The organism is Afipia sp. Root123D2 (genome assembly GCF_001425835.1).
Lineage (GTDB): Bacteria > Pseudomonadota > Alphaproteobacteria > Rhizobiales > Xanthobacteraceae > Afipia.
Window position 1 is genome coordinate 572402 of record NZ_LMDP01000001.1, and the last position, 17930, is coordinate 590331.

The following is a 17930-nucleotide window of genomic DNA, read 5'->3' on the forward strand; positions in this document are numbered from 1 at the left end:
CCCCCAATGTTGAAGAATATGTTCCAGCGCGCGCTCTCGATGATCGCTGAAGACCTGCGTTTCGGAAAGGTTTTTTGGATCGGAGCGTTTGCCATCGTGCGTCGTTCGCAGTTGCTGCAATTGTATGGTCGTATTGCACAGCTGGAGTGGTTTGCAATCCGCGAAAAAGAATCCACTCAGGAATTTGGCACACCAGTCAACGCCGATAAGCGCAGCGTGGTGTTTCTACACAACAGCTATTACAATTTTTACTATCTAGCGCGAGCTTTAAGAAAAAGAGGATGGGATGCGATCTCGGTAAGCGTTGAGGATCCTAATGGTCCGAATGCAAATTTTTACCATGGGAATGATCTCAGCTTGTACGATCCGTCCCCGACCCAGATGCGCGCCAATATCGAGCATTTTTTCAACGAGAGCACGCGCCGCTTTCACATGGTGCATTTTTACGGGAAAGGACACATGTCATTCTTCCCGTCGGAGTTCGATTCGGGTGATTCCTCAACGCGGTTGCCGTTGGATTTTCTCAAGCTTAAACAACGAGGAACTAAAGTCGGCTATTCGGTGTGTGGATGTCTTGATGGTGTGTCGCAAACGACTTTTAATAGCTGGAGCGTAGGGTGTTGCGATCGGTGCGTCTGGCAAAATAATCCGGTTGTATGCAACGACCGATCGAACCTCGCCTGGGGTCATAAGGTCGCGATGTTCTGCGATCTGATTTCCTGCGAAGGATTTCCCGCCCTAGACTATCAGTCCGGTCCGAAGGCCTATCGTGAGCCCTTAACTACCGCGATCGATCCGGAGATTTGGAATCCCAACCTAGCGATCCCCGAGCAATTTAGGCTTGCGCGCGAGGAGGGCGAGCTCATCGTCTATCATGCAGTCGGAAATTTCGAGCTTCGTGCATCTGGCGGACGGAATCTTAAAGGCACCGGTGCGGTTGTGAAGGCGGTTGATCGCTTGCGATCCGAAGGCATGAATGTTCGACTTGAGTTTCGCTCAAATGTTCCCAACATCGACGTTCGTTACTTCCAGGTGCAAGCGGACGTTATCGTCGACCAGCTGAACCATGGTCGCTATGGTGCGACCGCCCGGGAAGGCATGATGCTTGGCCGTCCGACGATCTGTCACATTAACAAGGCCGAACGGTCGCCAGAGGATCGCCTGGAATCTATAGAAACCTGTCCACTCGTCTCGGCCAACGAAGAAACCGTTTATGACGTTCTGCGTGACCTGCTCCTCGATGCTGAAAGGCGACGTAGGATTGGTATCGAGAGCCGAAAATTTGCGATGAAATGGCATTCGGCTGATTCTTGTGCCGAGCGGTTTGAGCAGGTGTACGATCGCTTGATGATGGGCTTTCCGCCCGCATCGAACTAAATGGTCCAGCTTATCGCGCTGACTTTGTGCAGGATGACGTTTTGTTAAAGGAAATTTTAGGTTGTCGTTTGCAGTGAATATCGATAAGCGGGTCAAATCCCTATCTGCTAGCCGGGTTCTTGATGTTCTCGTTTTGGCAGATACATCGACTAAGCACATAAACACCGTCGATGATCATATCCGTGGGTTGGTTCAATTCAGTCGACATCGGGTTGTCGATTTTGATTTTCGTGCATTCAACCCCTCCACGGACCAACGGCTTCCGTTTTCTTTCGATCGATTTGACGTCGTCGTTCTGCACTATTCAGTTGTAGTTGCTGACAGGGGGCGTTTGTCTCGCGCTTTTCGCGAGAGGTTGAGGAGTTATCGAGGATTGAAAGTCATCTTCATTCAAGATGAATATCGCTGGATCAATGAGACCGCCAAGGCGATCGAAGAATGCGAATTTAACATTTTGTTTTCGGTCGTTAACGAGGAGATTGTCCACAAAATCTATCACCATGAGGGATTGAAGGGTGTAACGAAGAAAGTAACGTTGACGGGCTTTGTCCCCAAGGCATTGCTGTCGATGAATGTGCCCGCTTATCAGGAGAGGCGCGTCGACGTTGGCTATCGTGCGCGGCGGGTGCCTGCATGGTTGGGAAGTTTTGCGCACGAAAAGTGGGTGATCGGTCAGCGCTTTCTTGAAGTGGGTCAGGCTGCAAATCTCGTCTGTGACATCGAGAGCGATGAGCAGAAACGTCTGTATGGTAGGGCATGGATTAATTTTCTGAGCAACTGTAAGGCAGTATTGGGTACTGAGAGCGGTGCATCAGTTTGCGACTTTGATGGCAGTATTCAGGAACATGTAGAAGCGTTCGAAGCCCAGCATCCGGATGTGCATTTTGATCAGGTCCGGGATAGGTTCTTTTCTCAAGCGGACGGCGCGCTTACCATTAGCGTGATATCCCCTCGCTGCTTTGAGGCTGCGGCGCTGAGAACCTTGATGATTCTCTATCCGGGTAAGTATTCGGGACGACTTAAAGCCTGGCAGCATTACGTCCCTCTCGAACGTGATTTCAGCAACATTAAAGAAGTCCTAGCTGTCATACGGGATCCGTCAATGGCTGAAGCTATTACGGAGCGTGCGTATCAGGAAGTTGCTTGCAACTTCGACAACACGTTTGAGGCAATGGTTGCCGATTTTGACGCGGCAATTGATGCAGAATGGCCTTTGCGTCACTTTCAGCGGGTGAGGCAGGAACCTAGTTTAGAAAATATCCGTCGGCTTGGACGGCGTATTGAAACGTATCTTCAGGTACGGCAGTCCCTCGTTTTGGGTGCACGTCGGGTTGTGAATTCATCTATAAAAACAATTGTTCCCAAAAGCGCGCAGCCGGCGGTCACGCGAGCTGCGCAGTCTATTTGGCGGCGTCTTATCAAGGTGGCCTGAGAAAACATGTGCGGGATAGCGGGAATTTACGGCCTGAAGAAAGGTCTTAACGCAGGCATTTTCCGAAAATTATCTGCGATGAGCGATCTCATTTCGCACCGAGGTCCGGACGGCGAAGGAGAGTGGGTTTCACCGGACGAACGGGTTGGTTTTGTGCATCGAAGGCTTGCGATCATCGATTTGTCGCCTGGCGGTGCGCAACCGATGCATGCGCCAAACGACACAGTTATCACCTACAATGGCGAGATTTATAACTACGTTGAATTGCGCGATGAGCTTTCGGCGCATTGGACCTTTCATTCTTCGTCGGACACTGAAGTTATTCTCGCCGCCTATGAGCGCTGGGGAGAAGATTGCGTCTCTCATTTGCGCGGTATGTTCGCTTTCGCGATCTGGGATGAGCGTAAACACAAATTATTCGTGGCACGCGATCGCTTTGGCATCAAACCATTTTACCATACTGAGCAGAACGGCGTGTTGTATTTTGCGTCAGAAGCGAAGGCGCTTCTGCCGTTCCTGTCGGACATTGAAACAGATTCGTCCGCCCTCGCTGAGTATTTGACCTTTCAGTACACGATTGGCGTTAAGACGCTTTTCAAGGGCATCGATACTCTTCTGCCCGGTCATTCGCTTGTCGTCGCCGACGGTCAAGTCAGGATCTCCCGCTATTGGGACGTGCAGTACGAAGTTGATTTTGATCACAGTCCGCGCCATTTTGAATCGCGTTTCAAGGAGTTGCTCGCCGACTCTATGAACGTGCATCTGCGCGCCGACGTTCCGGTTGGGGGGTACGTCTCGGGGGGATTGGATTCAAGCCTGGTCGCGCTGCTTGCGTCAAAACACGATCATCGCAACAGATCCGCTTTTCACGGCCGGTTCCTGGAGTATCCTGGTTACGACGAGAGTCATTATGCCCGCGAGGTCACAGATCTTGCGGATATGTCGTTGCATATCGCCGATATCACGGCGGAGGATTTCCGTACACATATGCATGACGTGATTTACCATCTCGATTTCCCAGTTGCCGGGCCGGGTTCATTTCCGCAGTTCATGGTTTCCGCGCTGGCGGCGAAGCATCTCAAGGTCGTTCTTGGCGGGCAGGGTGGCGACGAGTTGCTCGGCGGCTATGCGAGATACCTGGTCGCGTACTTTGAGCAGAGCATCAAGGCTGCGATGGACGGTACCTACAAGCAGGGTAATTACGTCGTGACGATCGAATCGATCGTGCCAAATCTTGGACTGCTGCGCGAATATAAGCCAATGATCAAAGAATTCTGGCGCGAAGGATTGTTTGAGGATCTCGACAAACGATACTTCAGGCTCGTCGACCGCTCAACCGACATGGTCGGCGAAGTCGATTGGTCGTCGCTGGACAAGAGCCGGGTCTTCGAGGCGTTCCGCGCGATTTTCAACAATCAGGATAACGTCCGCAAGGAAGCTTATTTTGACAAGATGACTCACTTCGACTTCAAGTGCTTGTTGCCCGCATTGCTTCATGTTGAGGATCGCATGAGCATGGCGCACGGGCTTGAAAGTCGCGTTCCGTTTCTCGATCATCCGCTAGTGGAATTTCTCGCTACGGTGCCTGCCGACGTCAAGTTTCGTGGCGGACAGATGAAGCAGCTCATGAAGGAAGCTTACAAGAATACGCTTCCAACGAGTGTCGTCGAGCGGCGCGATAAAATGGGATTCCCGGTTCCTCTCAAGGAATGGTTTGAGGGACCGCTGGCAAGCTATGTCCGGGATGTTTTTGCCCAGCAGAAGGCGCGGCATCGGCCCTATTTCAACAGCGATCTCGTGCTGGAAAATTTTGGATCAGCCTCTCAGTTTTCCCGCAAGACATGGGGTTTGCTCAGTCTAGAACTCTGGCATCAGCGGTTTCACGACCGCGCTGCCGAATTCAGGGCGATGGTGAACTGACGTGGCGCTGTCTATTGCGTTTTGCCGCAGGTGCGCTGAAGTCGTCCTCATGAACATTGGAGATTTCGCGTGAGCGCCGTCGATGAAAAGAACATCGCGTTCTGGAACGAGCTATGCGGAACGATTCTAGCGACCCAATTGGGTATCAAGGACAACTCCGAGGCGAGTTTGAAAAAATTCGACGACTGGTACTTCGACTTCTACCCTTATCTGTACGATCACATTCCGTTCTCCAAAGTATCCGGCCGGAATGTTCTCGAAATCGGTCTGGGATATGGAACCGTCGCGCAGAAGCTGATGGAATCGGGCGCCAACTATCATGGGCTCGATATCGCCGACGGTCCGGTCGCGATGGCTCAGCATCGCGCTGATATGCTGGGCAAACCTATCAAGGCCTCGCAGGGCAGCGCGCTTGCCATTCCTTACCCCGACGAGACGTTCGATTTCGTCGTCACGATCGGTTGCCTGCATCACACGGGCGATCTGGCTCTGGCGATGCGCGAAGTTCATCGTGTACTGAAGCCAGGTCAGCCGGCGATTATCATGGTCTATAATGCGCTTTCTTACCGTCAGTGGTTGCGAAGCCCGCTGGCTGCTTACAGACGCATGAAGAAGCCGGATTTCGAATGGTCTAACGCCGATCCGAGGCTCCGGAACGCATACGACTCTAACCGGAAAGGCGTCGCCGCACCTTCAACGACGTTTATCTCGCCGGGAGAGGCAAAACAGTATCTGCTGAAATACTTCAGTTCGGTGGATGTGGTGCCTCGCAATATCGGCCAGGATTTTCTGCCCGCTCGTTTTATCCCGCGCTCCATGGCGAACGCGTGCTTCGAGCCGTTTCTAGGGCTTGACCTATATATCAAATGCATCAAGTAACTCGTTCACTCTAAGGAATCTCGTATGAAGATTTTTGTAACCGGCGGAGCCGGACAAGTCGGGTCGACCGTGATCGAGATGCTGTTGGCGCGCGGTGACCAGGTTCTCGCGATCGACAATTTCTCGACCGGCCGGCGTGATAACCTTACGCAGCATCCGAACCTGAAACTCGTCGAGGACACCATCACCGACGCCACAGTTGTCGATGCGCTGTTCGCCGACTTCAAGCCGAGCGTCGTGGTCCATACCGCCGCGTCGTACAAGGATCCTGACGATTGGGGTACCGACGCGCTGGTGAATGCGGCGGGCACGGCGAATATCGCCAAGGCATCGAAGGCCCATGATGTTTCGAGGTTGATCTATTTCCAGACCGCACTCTGCTACGGCACCAAGCCGATTCAATCTCCGATCACGCTCGATCATCCGATTGATCCGGTGAACTCAAGCTATGCGATCTCCAAGACAGCCGGCGAGCACTATGTGCAGTTTTCGGGTGTCGATTGGGTGACGTTTCGGCTTGCCAACGTCATCGGCGAGCGCAACGTTTCGGGGCCGCTGCCGATTTTCTTTGAGCGTCTGTCGGCGGGCAAGAAGTGCTTTGTGACGCCGGCGCGCCGCGACTTCTGCTACGCGCGCGATCTGGCGCGGGTCGTGGTTCGTGCCGCCGACGGCGACGGTCGCGGCACTTACCACTTCTCGTCCGGAAAGGATGTCGCAATCATCGAGCTTTACGATGCGGTCGTCGCGGCGATGAAGCTGAACGATTATCCGGAGCCCGAAGTGAAGCCGCTGGGGAAGGACGATGCCGCGTCCATCCTGCTCGATCCGTCCCGGACATTCGCTGACTTCGGCGCGGTGGAGTTCACCCCGCTGGCGAAGATCGCGGAAGCCGCTGTCGAACGCTGGAAGAAAGAAGGCGTGCAGGGCGGTTACACTCATCTCAAGATTGCGCGCTCCTGACGGAAGACCACTGACATGCGGATTCTGATTACCGGCGGCGCCGGCTGTCTGGGCTCGAACGTGATCGAGCACTGGTTGCCACAAGGTCACGACATTCTCGTCATCGATAACTTTGCCACCGGGAAGCGTGAAGTCGTGCCGCCGGTGAATGGCCTGACGCTGACAGAAGGGTCGGTGGCTGATCGTGATCTGGTGTCGCGCACCTTCGACGCATTCCAGCCGACGCACGTGGTGCATTCCGCGGCGGCATACAAGGATCCGGCGGATTGGCGGGAGGATGCAGCCACCAATGTCGCCGGAACGATCAATGTGGTCGAAGCTGCCCGCGCCCACCAGGTGTCGCGCATTCTCAACTTCCAGACCGTGCTTTGCTACGGCCGGCCGGAAACCGTGCCAATCCCGGTCGATCATCCGCTGCGGCCGTTCACGAGCTACGGCATTTCCAAGGTTGCGGGCGAGCGTTATCTGGCCATGAGCGGCTTGCCGTTTGCGTCATTGAGGCTCGCGAACGTGACCGGGCCACGGCTCGCCATTGGTCCGATCCCGACGTTCTACAAGCGGCTGAAGGCCGGGCAGGGATGTTTCTGCACCGACGCGCAACGCGATTTTCTCGACATGTCGGATTTTCTCGCCGCGGTCGATCTTGTGATGAAGGACGATGCTCCTGCGGGGATTTTCAACGTGTCGAGCGGCGAGGGACATTCGATCCGCGACGTCTATGACGCGGTGCGTAGCCATTTGGGATTGCCTGCCGACCCGGACGTCAAGGTTGTGCCGGTCGGCGATGACGATGTGCCGGCTGTCGTTCCCGATCCCTCGCTGACCCGCTCCCGTCTTGGGTGGAGCGCAAAGGTTTCGTTCGCCGAAACCATCAAGCGGATGCTGTCCTGGTATGACGCGCACGGTGTCAGCGATGTTTACAGCCACCTTGCGGCTAAGAACTGATCGGCCGTGGTAAGGGCAACCTGCCGGGTATCGGCACGACTTACGGCACAGACATCAAAAATGAGGAACGTCACCGGCCTGTCCGGCTAGACGATCTTGCGCCATTAAACCTGTTTCGCAGAAAGCTTGATTCAATGACACAGAAGACGTTCGCGAGCGCCAATATCCTTGTTGTCGGAGGTGCTGGATTTGTCGGTTCGAATCTCGTGCGGTTTCTGCGCGAACACCGCCCGACACGCATCGTTATCGTGGATAATCTGCTGTCGGCCGATATTTCCAATGTTCCGGAAGGTGATGATGTCGATTTCCGGCTCGGGTCGATTGCCGACGACGCTCTGCTCCAAAAACTTCCTGACGATCTCGATTATGTTTTTCATCTCGCCTGCTATCATGGCAACCAATCGTCGATTGCCGATCCGTTGGCGGATCATGCCAACAATACGCTGACCACCCTCAAGCTGTTCGAGCGGCTCAAGGGAATGGGATCGCTGCGCAAGGTTGTCTATGCGGCGGCCGGATGCGCTGTGGCGGAGAAAACCTTCGACGGCGCGAGCGCGACGACCGAAGATGCTCCCGTGAGTTTGTTTCACGACAGCCCGTATTCGATTTCAAAGCTGATCGGTGAGATGTACGGAAATTACTACTTCGCGCGCCACAAGCTTCCTTTCGTCAAGGCGCGATTTCAGAACGTTTATGGTCCGGGAGAAATTCTCGGTGCAGGACGTTGGCGCGGAACGGTTCATACCGTGTGGCGCAACGTGACGCCGACATTTGTATGGAAAGCCCTGCACAACGAAGCGCTCCCGGTCGAAAACGGGGGTATCGCGACGCGAGATTTTATTTTCGTCGAGGACATGGCGCGCGGCTTGATGGCCTGCGCCCTCAATGGCGACCCCGGCGAAATCTACAATCTCGCCTCCGGCGTCGAGATCACCATCAAGGAACTGGCTGAACGCATCAATGCGCTCACGGGCAACGCCACGCCGATCGCATTGACGCCGGCGCGGGACTGGGATCGGTCGGGTCAACGTTTCGGTGATCCGTCCAAAGCGGCTGAGAAACTCGGCTTTGCTGCAACCGTGGCGCACAAGGACGGGTTGGCAAAGACCGTCGCGTGGACGCGGGACAACAAGGAACGCATCCTAGCTTGCATGAAACAGCACCAGCGCTATGTGCCGCAAGTCGGGAGCTATCGCCCGTGACGTTGAAGATTCTCACCGTCGTCGGCGCGCGTCCCCAGTTTATCAAGGCCGCCGCGGTCAGCCGCGCCATTCGCGAAACCGCGGGTCTTGAAGAGGTCATGGTTCATACCGGGCAACATTTCGACGCTGACATGTCGGATGTGTTCTTCACGGAGCTTGATATTCCGGCGCCAGCGCACCGGCTCGACATTCACGGCGGTGGCCATGGCGAGATGACGGGCAGAATGTTGGCTGCGATCGAGCCGATTCTAATATCCGAGAAGCCGGACTGGGTCGTTGTCTACGGCGATACTAATTCCACGCTTGCCGGTGCGCTCGCAGCGGCCAAGCTGCACATCCCGATTGCCCACGTCGAGGCAGGTTTGCGGTCGTACAATCGGCGAATGCCGGAAGAGATCAATCGCGTTTTGACCGATCATCTCTCCGTGCTGCATCTTTGCCCGACTCAAGCCGCGGTCGAGAACTTGTCCAAGGAAGGCGTTCGTGACGGCGTGCATCACATTGGCGATGTCATGTACGATGCAACGCTCTTTGCGATCAGCCGCGCGGAAGCTGAATCGAATATTTTCAGCCAGCTAGGTCTCACGCCGAAGAGTTACAGCGTTGCAACCGTTCACCGGGCGGAGAACACGGACGACCCGGGGCGACTCAAGGCTGCGATTTCTTTTCTACAAAAAGAAGCGGAAAGCCACCCCGTTATCCTCCCCCTACATCCCCGCACGCGGCAGAACGCCGAACGAATGGGCATTGCTCTCACCGGATTGAAGGTGGTCGGTCCGGTGGGTTATCTCGACATGGCCAAGCTGTTAAATGGCGCAGTTGCTGTCTTTACCGATTCCGGCGGATTGCAAAAGGAAGCCTATTTCCACCGCGTTCCGTGCACGACCTTGCGTGATGAAACCGAGTGGGGCGAAACCATCACGCACGGCTGGAACAGGCTTTGGCAGGGGCCGGATTTCACCGCACGTAAGGAAATCAACGAGTATGGCGATGGCCGCGCGGCATTTCTGATCGCGGACCTTCTGAAAAAGTCCTTATGATTTCAGGTGGAGACAGCCGGATGCGGCTGCTGGTCGGTTATGCCGATTACACCGACCGGCTGTCTTATTTCGACGACTGGCGCGATGCGTTTGTAAGCGCCCCGCAGTTTGACGCTGTTCCCCTTAATCTCGCTGCCTCCGATGCGAAAGGGAAGCTTCCACGCTTGCTGCGCGAAGTCGATGCCGTCGTTCTGTTGCACTCCACGAACGGCGATACGACGATATATCTGGAGCCCCACCTCGAGGTCCTTGCAGATCGCAAGGTGCCGCTTTTGACGTTTGTCGGCAACGAGGTGAATCTTCCGGGCTCGCCGATTGTCGACAAACGTAAGGCGTTTGCCCTGTTACGTCCGGAGTATGTTGCCACCCAGCTTTTGCCTGAAGCAGGAAAGTATCTTTTTGAGGATGTAACAACCCGTGGGGTTGTTTCGATTCCTCACGCTCTGAACCCCAGCGTTTATCACCCCACGATTGCGCCGGAGGATCGTGCACTCGATATCGGCGCCCGGGCAACCCGATATCTGCCGCATCTTGGCGACGACGACCGCAATCGTTTATTGCAATGGTTCGCCGATCATGGGTCCGGCCGTGGTTTGCATGTTGAAGTCTCCGACGAGCGGCTCGATCGTAGCGGCTGGGCAAACTATCTCAATCAGTGCAGAGGCACGGTCGCGACCGAAGCCGGCTCCTGGTATCTCGAGCGTGATGACAAAACAGTCGATCTCATTCGCGAGTACGTGCTGTCGAAACCATCGAAAGGGTACGTGCTCCGCAATGATTCAGTGCTGCGCCGGTTCGGCCATCGCCTGCCATGGTGGATGAGATCGTTGGCCCGGCACGTCATGACGCGTGGCCCATTGCGGCACGAGGCGCTGGTCAACGAGCAGGCCGATCACGAAGAGATTTTTACGAAGTTCTTTGCTGACCGGCCGCGTCCGGCACACTATGCAAAATGCATCAGTTCGCGGCATTTCGATGCTGCAGGCACCAAAACCTGCCAGATCATGTTCCGCGGCCGTTTCAACGACATCCTCAAGGCGGATGAGCATTATCTCGCGCTTGAACCGGATTTTTCCAACGTTGATGAAGTGTTGACGCTGTTTCGCGATCCTTTGGAGCGCCAGCGCAGAGCCGACGCGGCATTCGCTCTGGTCACTGAGCAACACACATATGCGCACCGCATGCGGCAGGTCCACGATCTGCTCGTGGCAGCATCAGGATAGTCTGATGTGCGGCATCGCAGGAATCCTCCGAAGTGCTGGCGGGGGCGACATTTCCGAAAATGTCGGCCGTATGATCTCCACTCTGATCCATCGCGGGCCGGATGCGGGCGACGTCTGGACGGATATCGCGGGCAAGGTCTCTCTGGGACATCGGCGCTTGTCGATTCTGGATCTCACCACGGCGGGCGCGCAGCCGATGACAAGCGAATGCGGGCGCCTGACCGTGACGTTCAACGGCGAGATTTACAAACATCTCCAGATCAGATCGGAGCTTGACGCGGCGGGAGTTGCGCCAAACTGGCGAGGCCATTCGGATACCGAGACACTTCTGGCAGCAATTCGCCATTGGGGTGTTCACGAGGCATTGCAGCGCTTCAATGGCATGTTTGCTTTCGGGCTTTGGGATGCGCGCGACAACTCATTGACCTTGTGCCGGGACCGTTTCGGCGAGAAGCCGTTGTTTTACGGCTGGGTGGGCCGCGACCTGGTCTTTGGATCGGAGCTGAAGGCCCTCGCGGCTCATCCCAAATGGAATCCGGTGATTGATCGCCGGGCGCTTACCGCGTTCACGCGCTATTCCTACGTGCCTGCGCCAATGACGATCTGGCAGGATATCAGGAAGCTTCCACCGGCATCGAGCGTCACATTCACCGACACTGCCCGGCCTGGAAGCCTGCCCGAGCCCGCGGCTTATTGGTCGCATAGAGAATGTGTGGTCGCGGGGCAGGAGTCCCGGATCGCCAGCGAAAGCGAAGCCACCGAAGAATTGCAGCGGCTGCTGTCGATCGCAATCAAGCGACAATCCCTGTCGGACGTGCCGCTCGGGGCCTTCCTGTCCGGCGGAATCGACTCGTCTGTCATCGTCGCCTTGATGCAGAAGCAGGCGAGCCAACCGGTAAGAACGTTCACCATCGGGTTTTCGGAAGGGGCGTTTGACGAGGCCAACGACGCGCGCAAGGTCGCGGATCATCTCGGCACCCTGCATACCGAGCTTCGTGTCGATCCGAAAACAGCGATGGACGTGATTCCGAAGCTGCCGCGGATGTATGACGAACCATTCGCGGATTCGTCGCAGATTCCGACGCATCTGGTGTCATCGCTGGCGCGCCAGCACGTCACGGTCGCGCTGTCCGGCGATGCCGGAGACGAATTGTTTGGCGGCTACAACAGACATGTGTGGGGCGGTCAGTTGAATGATCGGCTGGGGCGAGTTCCGGCTTCACTCCGGCGTGCGCTTGCTGTGCTTCTCAAAGCCGTCTCACCCGAACCGGTCGGTACGCTGGCGCGACTGGCGCAGCCGCTGCTGCCCTCGCGCCTGCATGTTCGCCGCGCAGGTGATCAAGCCGTTAAGCTGGCGCGCGTTCTCGATTCAAGATCGGCCGACGACATATATCGACTTCTGTGTTCCATCGACAGCGATCCCTCTCGAACGGTTGTGCAGGGCAGTGAGGTGGATGGCTGGTCTGCCGCGGAGATGAAGAAGATCGGAACGACGATCGATCCTCTCGATCGCATGACGTTGGCGGATGCATTGAGTTATCTGACCGACGATATCCTGCAGAAGGTGGACCGTGCGGCGATGTCAGTGAGCCTGGAGACGCGCGTGCCGTTTCTCGACAGGGATGTTGTCGAGTTCGCGGCACGGGTTCCCGCATCGATGAAGGTCCGCTCCGGCCGCGGCAAATGGCTGGTGCGGCAGGTGCTCTATCGGCACGTTCCTCCCGCTCTTGTCGATCGGCCCAAGACCGGCTTCAGCATCCCGATGGACGACTGGCTGAGGGGGCCGCTCAGATCGTGGGCCAGCGATTTGCTGGCGCCGGCGCGGCTGCGGCAACAGGGTTTGTTCAACGACAAACGTGTCGCGCAAATGCTCGGCGAGCACATGAGCGCGCAACAGAATCACGGCTACTGGCTGTGGAATGTCCTGATGGCACAGGCGTGGCACGACGAGTGGTGTACGCGATAAAATCCAAGCTGTGCGATAGCTCCTTGGGCTGAAAGTGCAGCGCCGTTAATCGAGCTTCGGTGCCACATCGGGCAATTTCGATCCTTTCTCGGCGCTCAGAATCCAGACCAGCCCACCGATCGCGCCGACGATGAACGACGCCGCACCGAACAGCAAAGACACCAGCGTGCCATCGGCCTGGGCAAGGCCGGCATAGCCAAACGCGACCATCATCGTCGCTTCGCGCACGCCCCATCCCGCAATTGAGATCGGCAACATGGTGATCAGCATGATCGGCGGGATCAGCAGGAATACCTGTTCGAATGTGACCGGCGCATCGATTGAGCGAGCCGCACACCACGCGATCACGACGGTCAGCACATGGACGAGGAGCGACAGTACGGCGATCTTCGGCCCCGCGCGCCGGTCGAAGATCACGCGATTGGCGATCACGGAGCAGGCGTGAATGTGGTGCGTCGGCCACCATGTTTTCAGCCATGGCCATGGCAGGCGGCTGAGGAGAAGAAAGACAACGCCGGCGCCGATCGCCGCCATGTCGACCAGCACCAGCGCGAGGCGGCCGTGGGAGTTGTCAATCAGCCGGTAGCTCCACGGCAGGCTGGTGACGACAATGATCGCCAGCGCGATCAGGCCGACCGCACGGTCCACCAGCACTGAATAGGTTGCCGCGCGCCAGCCCGCTCCGGTGCGGTTGACCAGCCATAGCCGCATGGCATCGCCGCCGATGGTGGAGGGCAGCGTCTGATTAAAGAACGTGCCGATCATGTTGAAGCGGAACGCCTGCAGGTCCGTGAGTGGCGCGCTGCAGCGCTCGGTGATCTCCCGCCAGCGCAACGCGCCGAAAAAGGTCTGGATGAGTGTCGCCAATACCGCGAGCGCGATCCAGCCCGGGCTAATCTGGCTCAGCCTTGCCTGAATCGCGGCAAAATTTATGCCGCGCAACGACAGATAGAGCAGCGCCAGCGATACCAGGATTCGAACGGTAAGAACGAGAAAAGAACGCATTCCGGACCGGGGTTGTTAGCACCTAGATTTGGCGGCTTGGATGACGCAAAACAGGCGTCTGGCGCCGGAATTCTCATATCTTGGTATGGCGTTGAAGCCAACCTGGCAATAGTAAAGGCATCTATTGCGGTGCATGTGGGGGCAACGGCTAAACAGCCGTGAATCGGCCCCTTTGAGCGGACTTGGGGAATCTATCGAATGTCACACGGCCGGAAGATCGCGGTTATCGGATTGGGATATGTCGGGCTTCCGGTTGCGGTTGCCTTCGCCCGTGCTGGTGTACCCGTGATCGGATTTGATATCGACGCGGCGCGTATTGCTGAACTCAAATCGGGGCAGGACCGGACCCGCGAAGTCGAGGCAGGTGATCTGAAACATCCGTCGCTGACATTCAGCAGCGATGTTGCTTCACTTCGCGAATCCGACTTCTACATCGTCACCGTCCCGACGCCGATCGACGAGGCGCGCAGGCCGGATCTTGGCGCCATGCTGTCCGCGTCGCGCAGCGTCGGCGGCGCGTTGAAGGCGGGCGATATCGTGGTTTACGAATCGACGGTGTACCCGGGCGCGGTTGAGGAAGAATGTGTCCCCGTTCTCGAGCGGACATCGGGGCTGAAGGCGGGTTCTGATTTCAAGGTTGGTTACTCGCCGGAGCGGATCAATCCGGGCGACAAGCAGCACCGCTTCGAGACCATCATGAAGGTGGTGTCCGCGCAGGATGAGGAAACGTTGAATGTCGTCGCCGATGTCTATGGATCGGTGGTGACCGGAGGCATCCATCGTGCCCCGTCGATCAAGGTGGCCGAAGCGGCAAAAGTCATCGAGAACACGCAGCGCGATCTCAACATCGCGTTTATGAACGAACTGTCTCTGATCTTCCAGGCGCTGAACATCGATACCGGCGATGTGCTTGCAGCGGCGCGGACCAAGTGGAATTTCATGCCGTTCCAGCCCGGTCTGGTTGGTGGTCACTGTATCGGCGTCGATCCATATTACCTCACTTATCGGGCTGAAAAGGCGGGCTATCATCCCGAAGTCATCCTGGCGGGCCGGCGCATCAACGATGCGATGGGCCAGCGCATCGCGCGCGAATGTATTCGCGGGCTGCTGCAGCAAAAGGGGCAGGGCGGCGGTGTGGTGACCGTGCTCGGTCTAACGTTCAAGGAGAATGTCCCCGATACGCGCAATTCGAAGGTGATCGATATCATCCGCGAATTGCAGTCGTTCGGGATCACCGTTCAAGTGCACGATCCTCTCGCGCATCCCGACGATGCACGTCACGAATATGGCGTGACATTGACAAATTTCGACATGTTAAAGCCCGCCGACGCTGTCATCCTCGCAGTGGCGCATGATGAATACGTGGAAGGCGGGTGGCCGCTGGTTGAAGGCTTGCTCGCCGGAGCCCGTGGCTTCGTGCTTGACGTAAAAATGAAACTTGATCGTGCCACGGTGCCGGCGGCGATCCAGTTGTGGCGGATTTAGCGGCGGTATTGAGATTTCATGACAAACAAAAAAATCCTGGTGACGGGCGCCGCCGGTTTCATCGGCTTTCACGTGGCGCAACGCCTCTTGCAGGCAGGACATGATGTCGTCGGCCTCGATAATCTTAATTCCTACTACGATCCGAAGCTGAAGGAAGCGCGGCTCAATATTCTGCGTAATAATCCTCATTTTTCGTTCGAGAAGATCGATCTCGCCGATCGTCCGTCGATGAAGAGGATCTTCGAGGAGCATCGCTTTCCCGCAGTTGTCCATCTGGCCGCACAGGCGGGTGTGCGTTATTCGCTCCAGAACCCGCATGCCTATGTCGATGCCAACTTCGAAGGCTTCGTCAACGTGCTGGAAGGCTGCCGCCACAATGATTGCAAACACCTGTTGTTCGCTTCGTCGTCATCGGTCTACGGCGCCAACACCAAACTGCCGTTCTCGGTTCACGACAATGTCGATCATCCGATCAGCCTCTATGCAGCGAGCAAGAAGGCCAACGAGCTGATCGCGCATTCCTACAGCCATCTGTACCGCCTGCCGGCCACCGGCCTGCGTTTCTTTACGGTCTACGGGCCGTGGGGTCGCCCCGATATGGCGATGTATCTTTTCGCCAAGGCGATCCTCTCCGGCGAACCGATCAAGCTGTTCAATCATGGCGATATGCGCCGCGATTTCACCTATGTCGATGACGTCACCGAAGCGATCCAGCGGTTGATCGATCATGTACCGACCGGCGACAAGGCGTGGTCAGGCGACAAGCCCGATCCTGCCACCAGCGCGGCTCCGTGGCGAATCTTCAACATCGGCAATAATCGGCCGGAAGACCTGATGGAGATTGTCGGCTTGCTCGAACAGGAGTTCGGGCGGACCGCGAAGAAAGAAATGCTGCCGATGCAGCCGGGCGACGTGTACGCGACCTACGCCGATGTCGACGATCTGATGCGGGAGGTCGGTTTTCGACCCGCGACCTCGATCAAGGACGGTATTGCCCGGTTCGCGGCATGGTATCGTGACTATCACAAGCTCTAGTTCAATCAACTGACGCCGGGGACGCATGAGTGAGCGCATCATTCCACTAATCATGTGCGGCGGCGCCGGGACCCGGCTGTGGCCGGCATCGCGCGAGGGCCGTCCAAAGCAATTCCTGCAATTGTTCGGATCGCGCTCGACGTTTCAGGAAACGCTGTTGCGTGTCAGCGATGCCACGCTGTTCGAGCGGCCGGTCATCATCACCAACAACGCCTACCGCTTCATGGTGCTGGAGCAATTGGCCGCCGTCGAGATCGAGGCGGATGTGCTGCTCGAGCCGGTGCGCCGTGATTCCGGCCCGGCGATCGCCGCAGGTGCCGCATTTGCCCTGACGAGGAGTGCCGATGCGGTTGTGTTGGCGCTCGCCGCCGACCATGTCGTACGCGATACCGCGGCGTTCGCCGAGGCGTGCCGCAAGGCGCTCAGTGTCGCAAGTGCTGGCCGTATCGTGACGTTCGGCGTTCAGCCGGAGCGGCCGGCCACCGAATATGGCTACATCCGGCCGGGCGAGGAAATTTTCGGCGGCGTGTCCGCGGTCGCAGCTTTCGTCGAGAAGCCGGATGCGGTCACCGCTGCGGGGTATGTCAAAGATGGCTATCTCTGGAACAGCGGCAACTTCATGTTCCGGGCGCAGATGCTGCTCGACGAATACGCCAGGATGGATGCAGGCAGCGTCCAGGCTGTCAGGGATGCGGTGAAGGAAGCGGGGCGTGACCTCGGATTCGTTCTGCTCGATCCGGAGGCTTTCGGCAAAGCCAAGGCGATCTCGATCGACTACGCGGTGATGGAGAAAACCAAGCAGGCGGCGGTGGTGCCGGTGTCGTGCGGCTGGTCCGATGTCGGCTCGTGGCATGCGGTGTGGGAACTGTCCGACAAGGACGATCACGGCAACGCAGCCCAGGGGACTGCGGTGTTTGAGGGCGCGACCAATTGCAACGTCTCGACCGACAAGGCGTTGGTGGCGCTGGAAGGCGTCGACGACCTGGTGGTGGTGGCGACGCAGGACGCCGTGCTGGTCTCGCGCCAGAAGGATCCGGCCGGGCTGAAACGGCTGGTCGCCAAGCTCAAGAAGGTCGCGCCTGAGGTTACCGCCGATCATCTCAAGGTTCACCGTCCGTGGGGGTCCTATCAGTCGCTCGACATCGGCGACCGCCATCAGGTCAAGCGCATCATCGTCAAGGCGGGCGGGCGGCTGTCGCTGCAGAAGCATCACCATCGCTCCGAACACTGGATCGTGGTGCGAGGCGCTGCCCTGGTCACGGTGAATGAGACCGAGAAAATCGTTCATGAGAACGAGTCGATCTACATTCCGATCGGCGCGACGCACCGGATGGAAAATCCCGGCAAGATCCCGCTGGAACTGATCGAGGTTCAAACCGGCAGCTATCTCGGCGAGGACGACATCATCCGAATCGAGGACGATTACCGCCGTTCATAGGAATGTCGGTCGCCTGAGCAATA

Annotated in this window: 14 protein-coding genes; 13 read left to right on the top strand and 1 reads right to left on the bottom strand. The window is 57.2% G+C overall.

Annotation, left to right across the window (positions count from 1 at the left end):
* The first annotated feature begins 6 nt into the window (after nt 1–6).
* From ASC80_RS02640 to asnB (ASC80_RS02685), 10 genes are all read left to right on the top strand, one after another.
* Complete coding sequence (locus ASC80_RS02640; protein ID WP_056292620.1) at nt 7–1377, top strand: glycosyltransferase; 1371 nt, start codon at nt 7–9, stop codon at nt 1375–1377.
* A 73-nt stretch (nt 1378–1450) separates the two neighbouring features.
* The gene (locus tag ASC80_RS02645; protein WP_156464237.1) at nt 1451–2809 is read left to right on the top strand and encodes a hypothetical protein; all 1359 of its coding nucleotides are present in this window, start codon (nt 1451–1453) and stop codon (nt 2807–2809) included.
* 6 nt (nt 2810–2815) lie between these two features.
* On the top strand, nt 2816–4729 hold the full coding sequence (asnB, locus tag ASC80_RS02650) for an asparagine synthase (glutamine-hydrolyzing) (RefSeq protein ID WP_056292624.1): 1914 nt from the start codon (nt 2816–2818) through the stop codon (nt 4727–4729).
* A gap of 69 nt (nt 4730–4798) precedes the next feature.
* The gene (locus tag ASC80_RS02655) at nt 4799–5608 is read left to right on the top strand and encodes a class I SAM-dependent methyltransferase (protein WP_056292626.1); all 810 of its coding nucleotides are present in this window, start codon (nt 4799–4801) and stop codon (nt 5606–5608) included.
* Nucleotides 5609–5632: 24 nt separating this feature from the next.
* Nucleotides 5633–6568: an NAD-dependent epimerase/dehydratase family protein gene (locus tag ASC80_RS02660; RefSeq protein WP_056292628.1), complete on the top strand. Its 936-nt coding sequence runs from the start codon at nt 5633–5635 to the stop codon at nt 6566–6568.
* Between the two features lie 15 nt (nt 6569–6583).
* Nucleotides 6584–7513 carry an NAD-dependent epimerase/dehydratase family protein gene (locus ASC80_RS02665; RefSeq protein ID WP_056292630.1) on the top strand — a complete coding sequence of 310 codons (930 nt, stop codon included), beginning with the start codon at nt 6584–6586 and terminating at the stop codon, nt 7511–7513.
* A gap of 134 nt (nt 7514–7647) precedes the next feature.
* Nucleotides 7648–8715: an NAD-dependent epimerase/dehydratase family protein gene (locus ASC80_RS02670; RefSeq protein ID WP_056292631.1), complete on the top strand. Its 1068-nt coding sequence runs from the start codon at nt 7648–7650 to the stop codon at nt 8713–8715.
* Nucleotides 8712–9755, top strand: a complete 1044-nt coding sequence (gene wecB / locus ASC80_RS02675) for a non-hydrolyzing UDP-N-acetylglucosamine 2-epimerase (protein WP_156464238.1) — start codon at nt 8712–8714, stop codon at nt 9753–9755. Before ASC80_RS02670 ends, wecB begins: the two co-directional genes overlap by 4 nt.
* 20 nt (nt 9756–9775) lie before the next feature.
* On the top strand, nt 9776–10978 hold the full coding sequence (locus tag ASC80_RS02680) for a glycosyltransferase family protein (RefSeq protein WP_056292633.1): 1203 nt from the start codon (nt 9776–9778) through the stop codon (nt 10976–10978).
* 4 nt (nt 10979–10982) lie between these two features.
* Nucleotides 10983–12944, top strand: coding sequence for an asparagine synthase (glutamine-hydrolyzing) (gene asnB, locus ASC80_RS02685; RefSeq protein ID WP_056292635.1), 1962 nt, complete (start codon nt 10983–10985; stop codon nt 12942–12944).
* 45 nt (nt 12945–12989) lie between these two features.
* On the opposite strand, the gene ASC80_RS02690 is transcribed toward asnB (ASC80_RS02685), so the two are convergent.
* On the bottom strand, nt 12990–13949 hold the full coding sequence (locus tag ASC80_RS02690; RefSeq protein WP_056292636.1) for a lysylphosphatidylglycerol synthase transmembrane domain-containing protein: 960 nt from the start codon (nt 13947–13949) through the stop codon (nt 12990–12992).
* A 198-nt stretch (nt 13950–14147) separates the two neighbouring features.
* Here ASC80_RS02690 and ASC80_RS02695 point away from each other — a divergent pair, with 198 nt between their 5' ends.
* The 3 genes from ASC80_RS02695 to ASC80_RS02705 are packed head-to-tail and all read left to right on the top strand — an operon-like array spanning nt 14148 to nt 17907.
* The gene (locus ASC80_RS02695; protein WP_056292638.1) at nt 14148–15434 is read left to right on the top strand and encodes a nucleotide sugar dehydrogenase; all 1287 of its coding nucleotides are present in this window, start codon (nt 14148–14150) and stop codon (nt 15432–15434) included.
* Between the two features lie 18 nt (nt 15435–15452).
* Nucleotides 15453–16469 carry an NAD-dependent epimerase gene (locus ASC80_RS02700; protein ID WP_056292640.1) on the top strand — a complete coding sequence of 339 codons (1017 nt, stop codon included), beginning with the start codon at nt 15453–15455 and terminating at the stop codon, nt 16467–16469.
* 25 nt (nt 16470–16494) lie between these two features.
* On the top strand, nt 16495–17907 hold the full coding sequence (locus tag ASC80_RS02705) for a mannose-1-phosphate guanylyltransferase/mannose-6-phosphate isomerase (RefSeq protein WP_056292641.1): 1413 nt from the start codon (nt 16495–16497) through the stop codon (nt 17905–17907).
* Nucleotides 17908–17930: the final 23 nt, after the last annotated feature.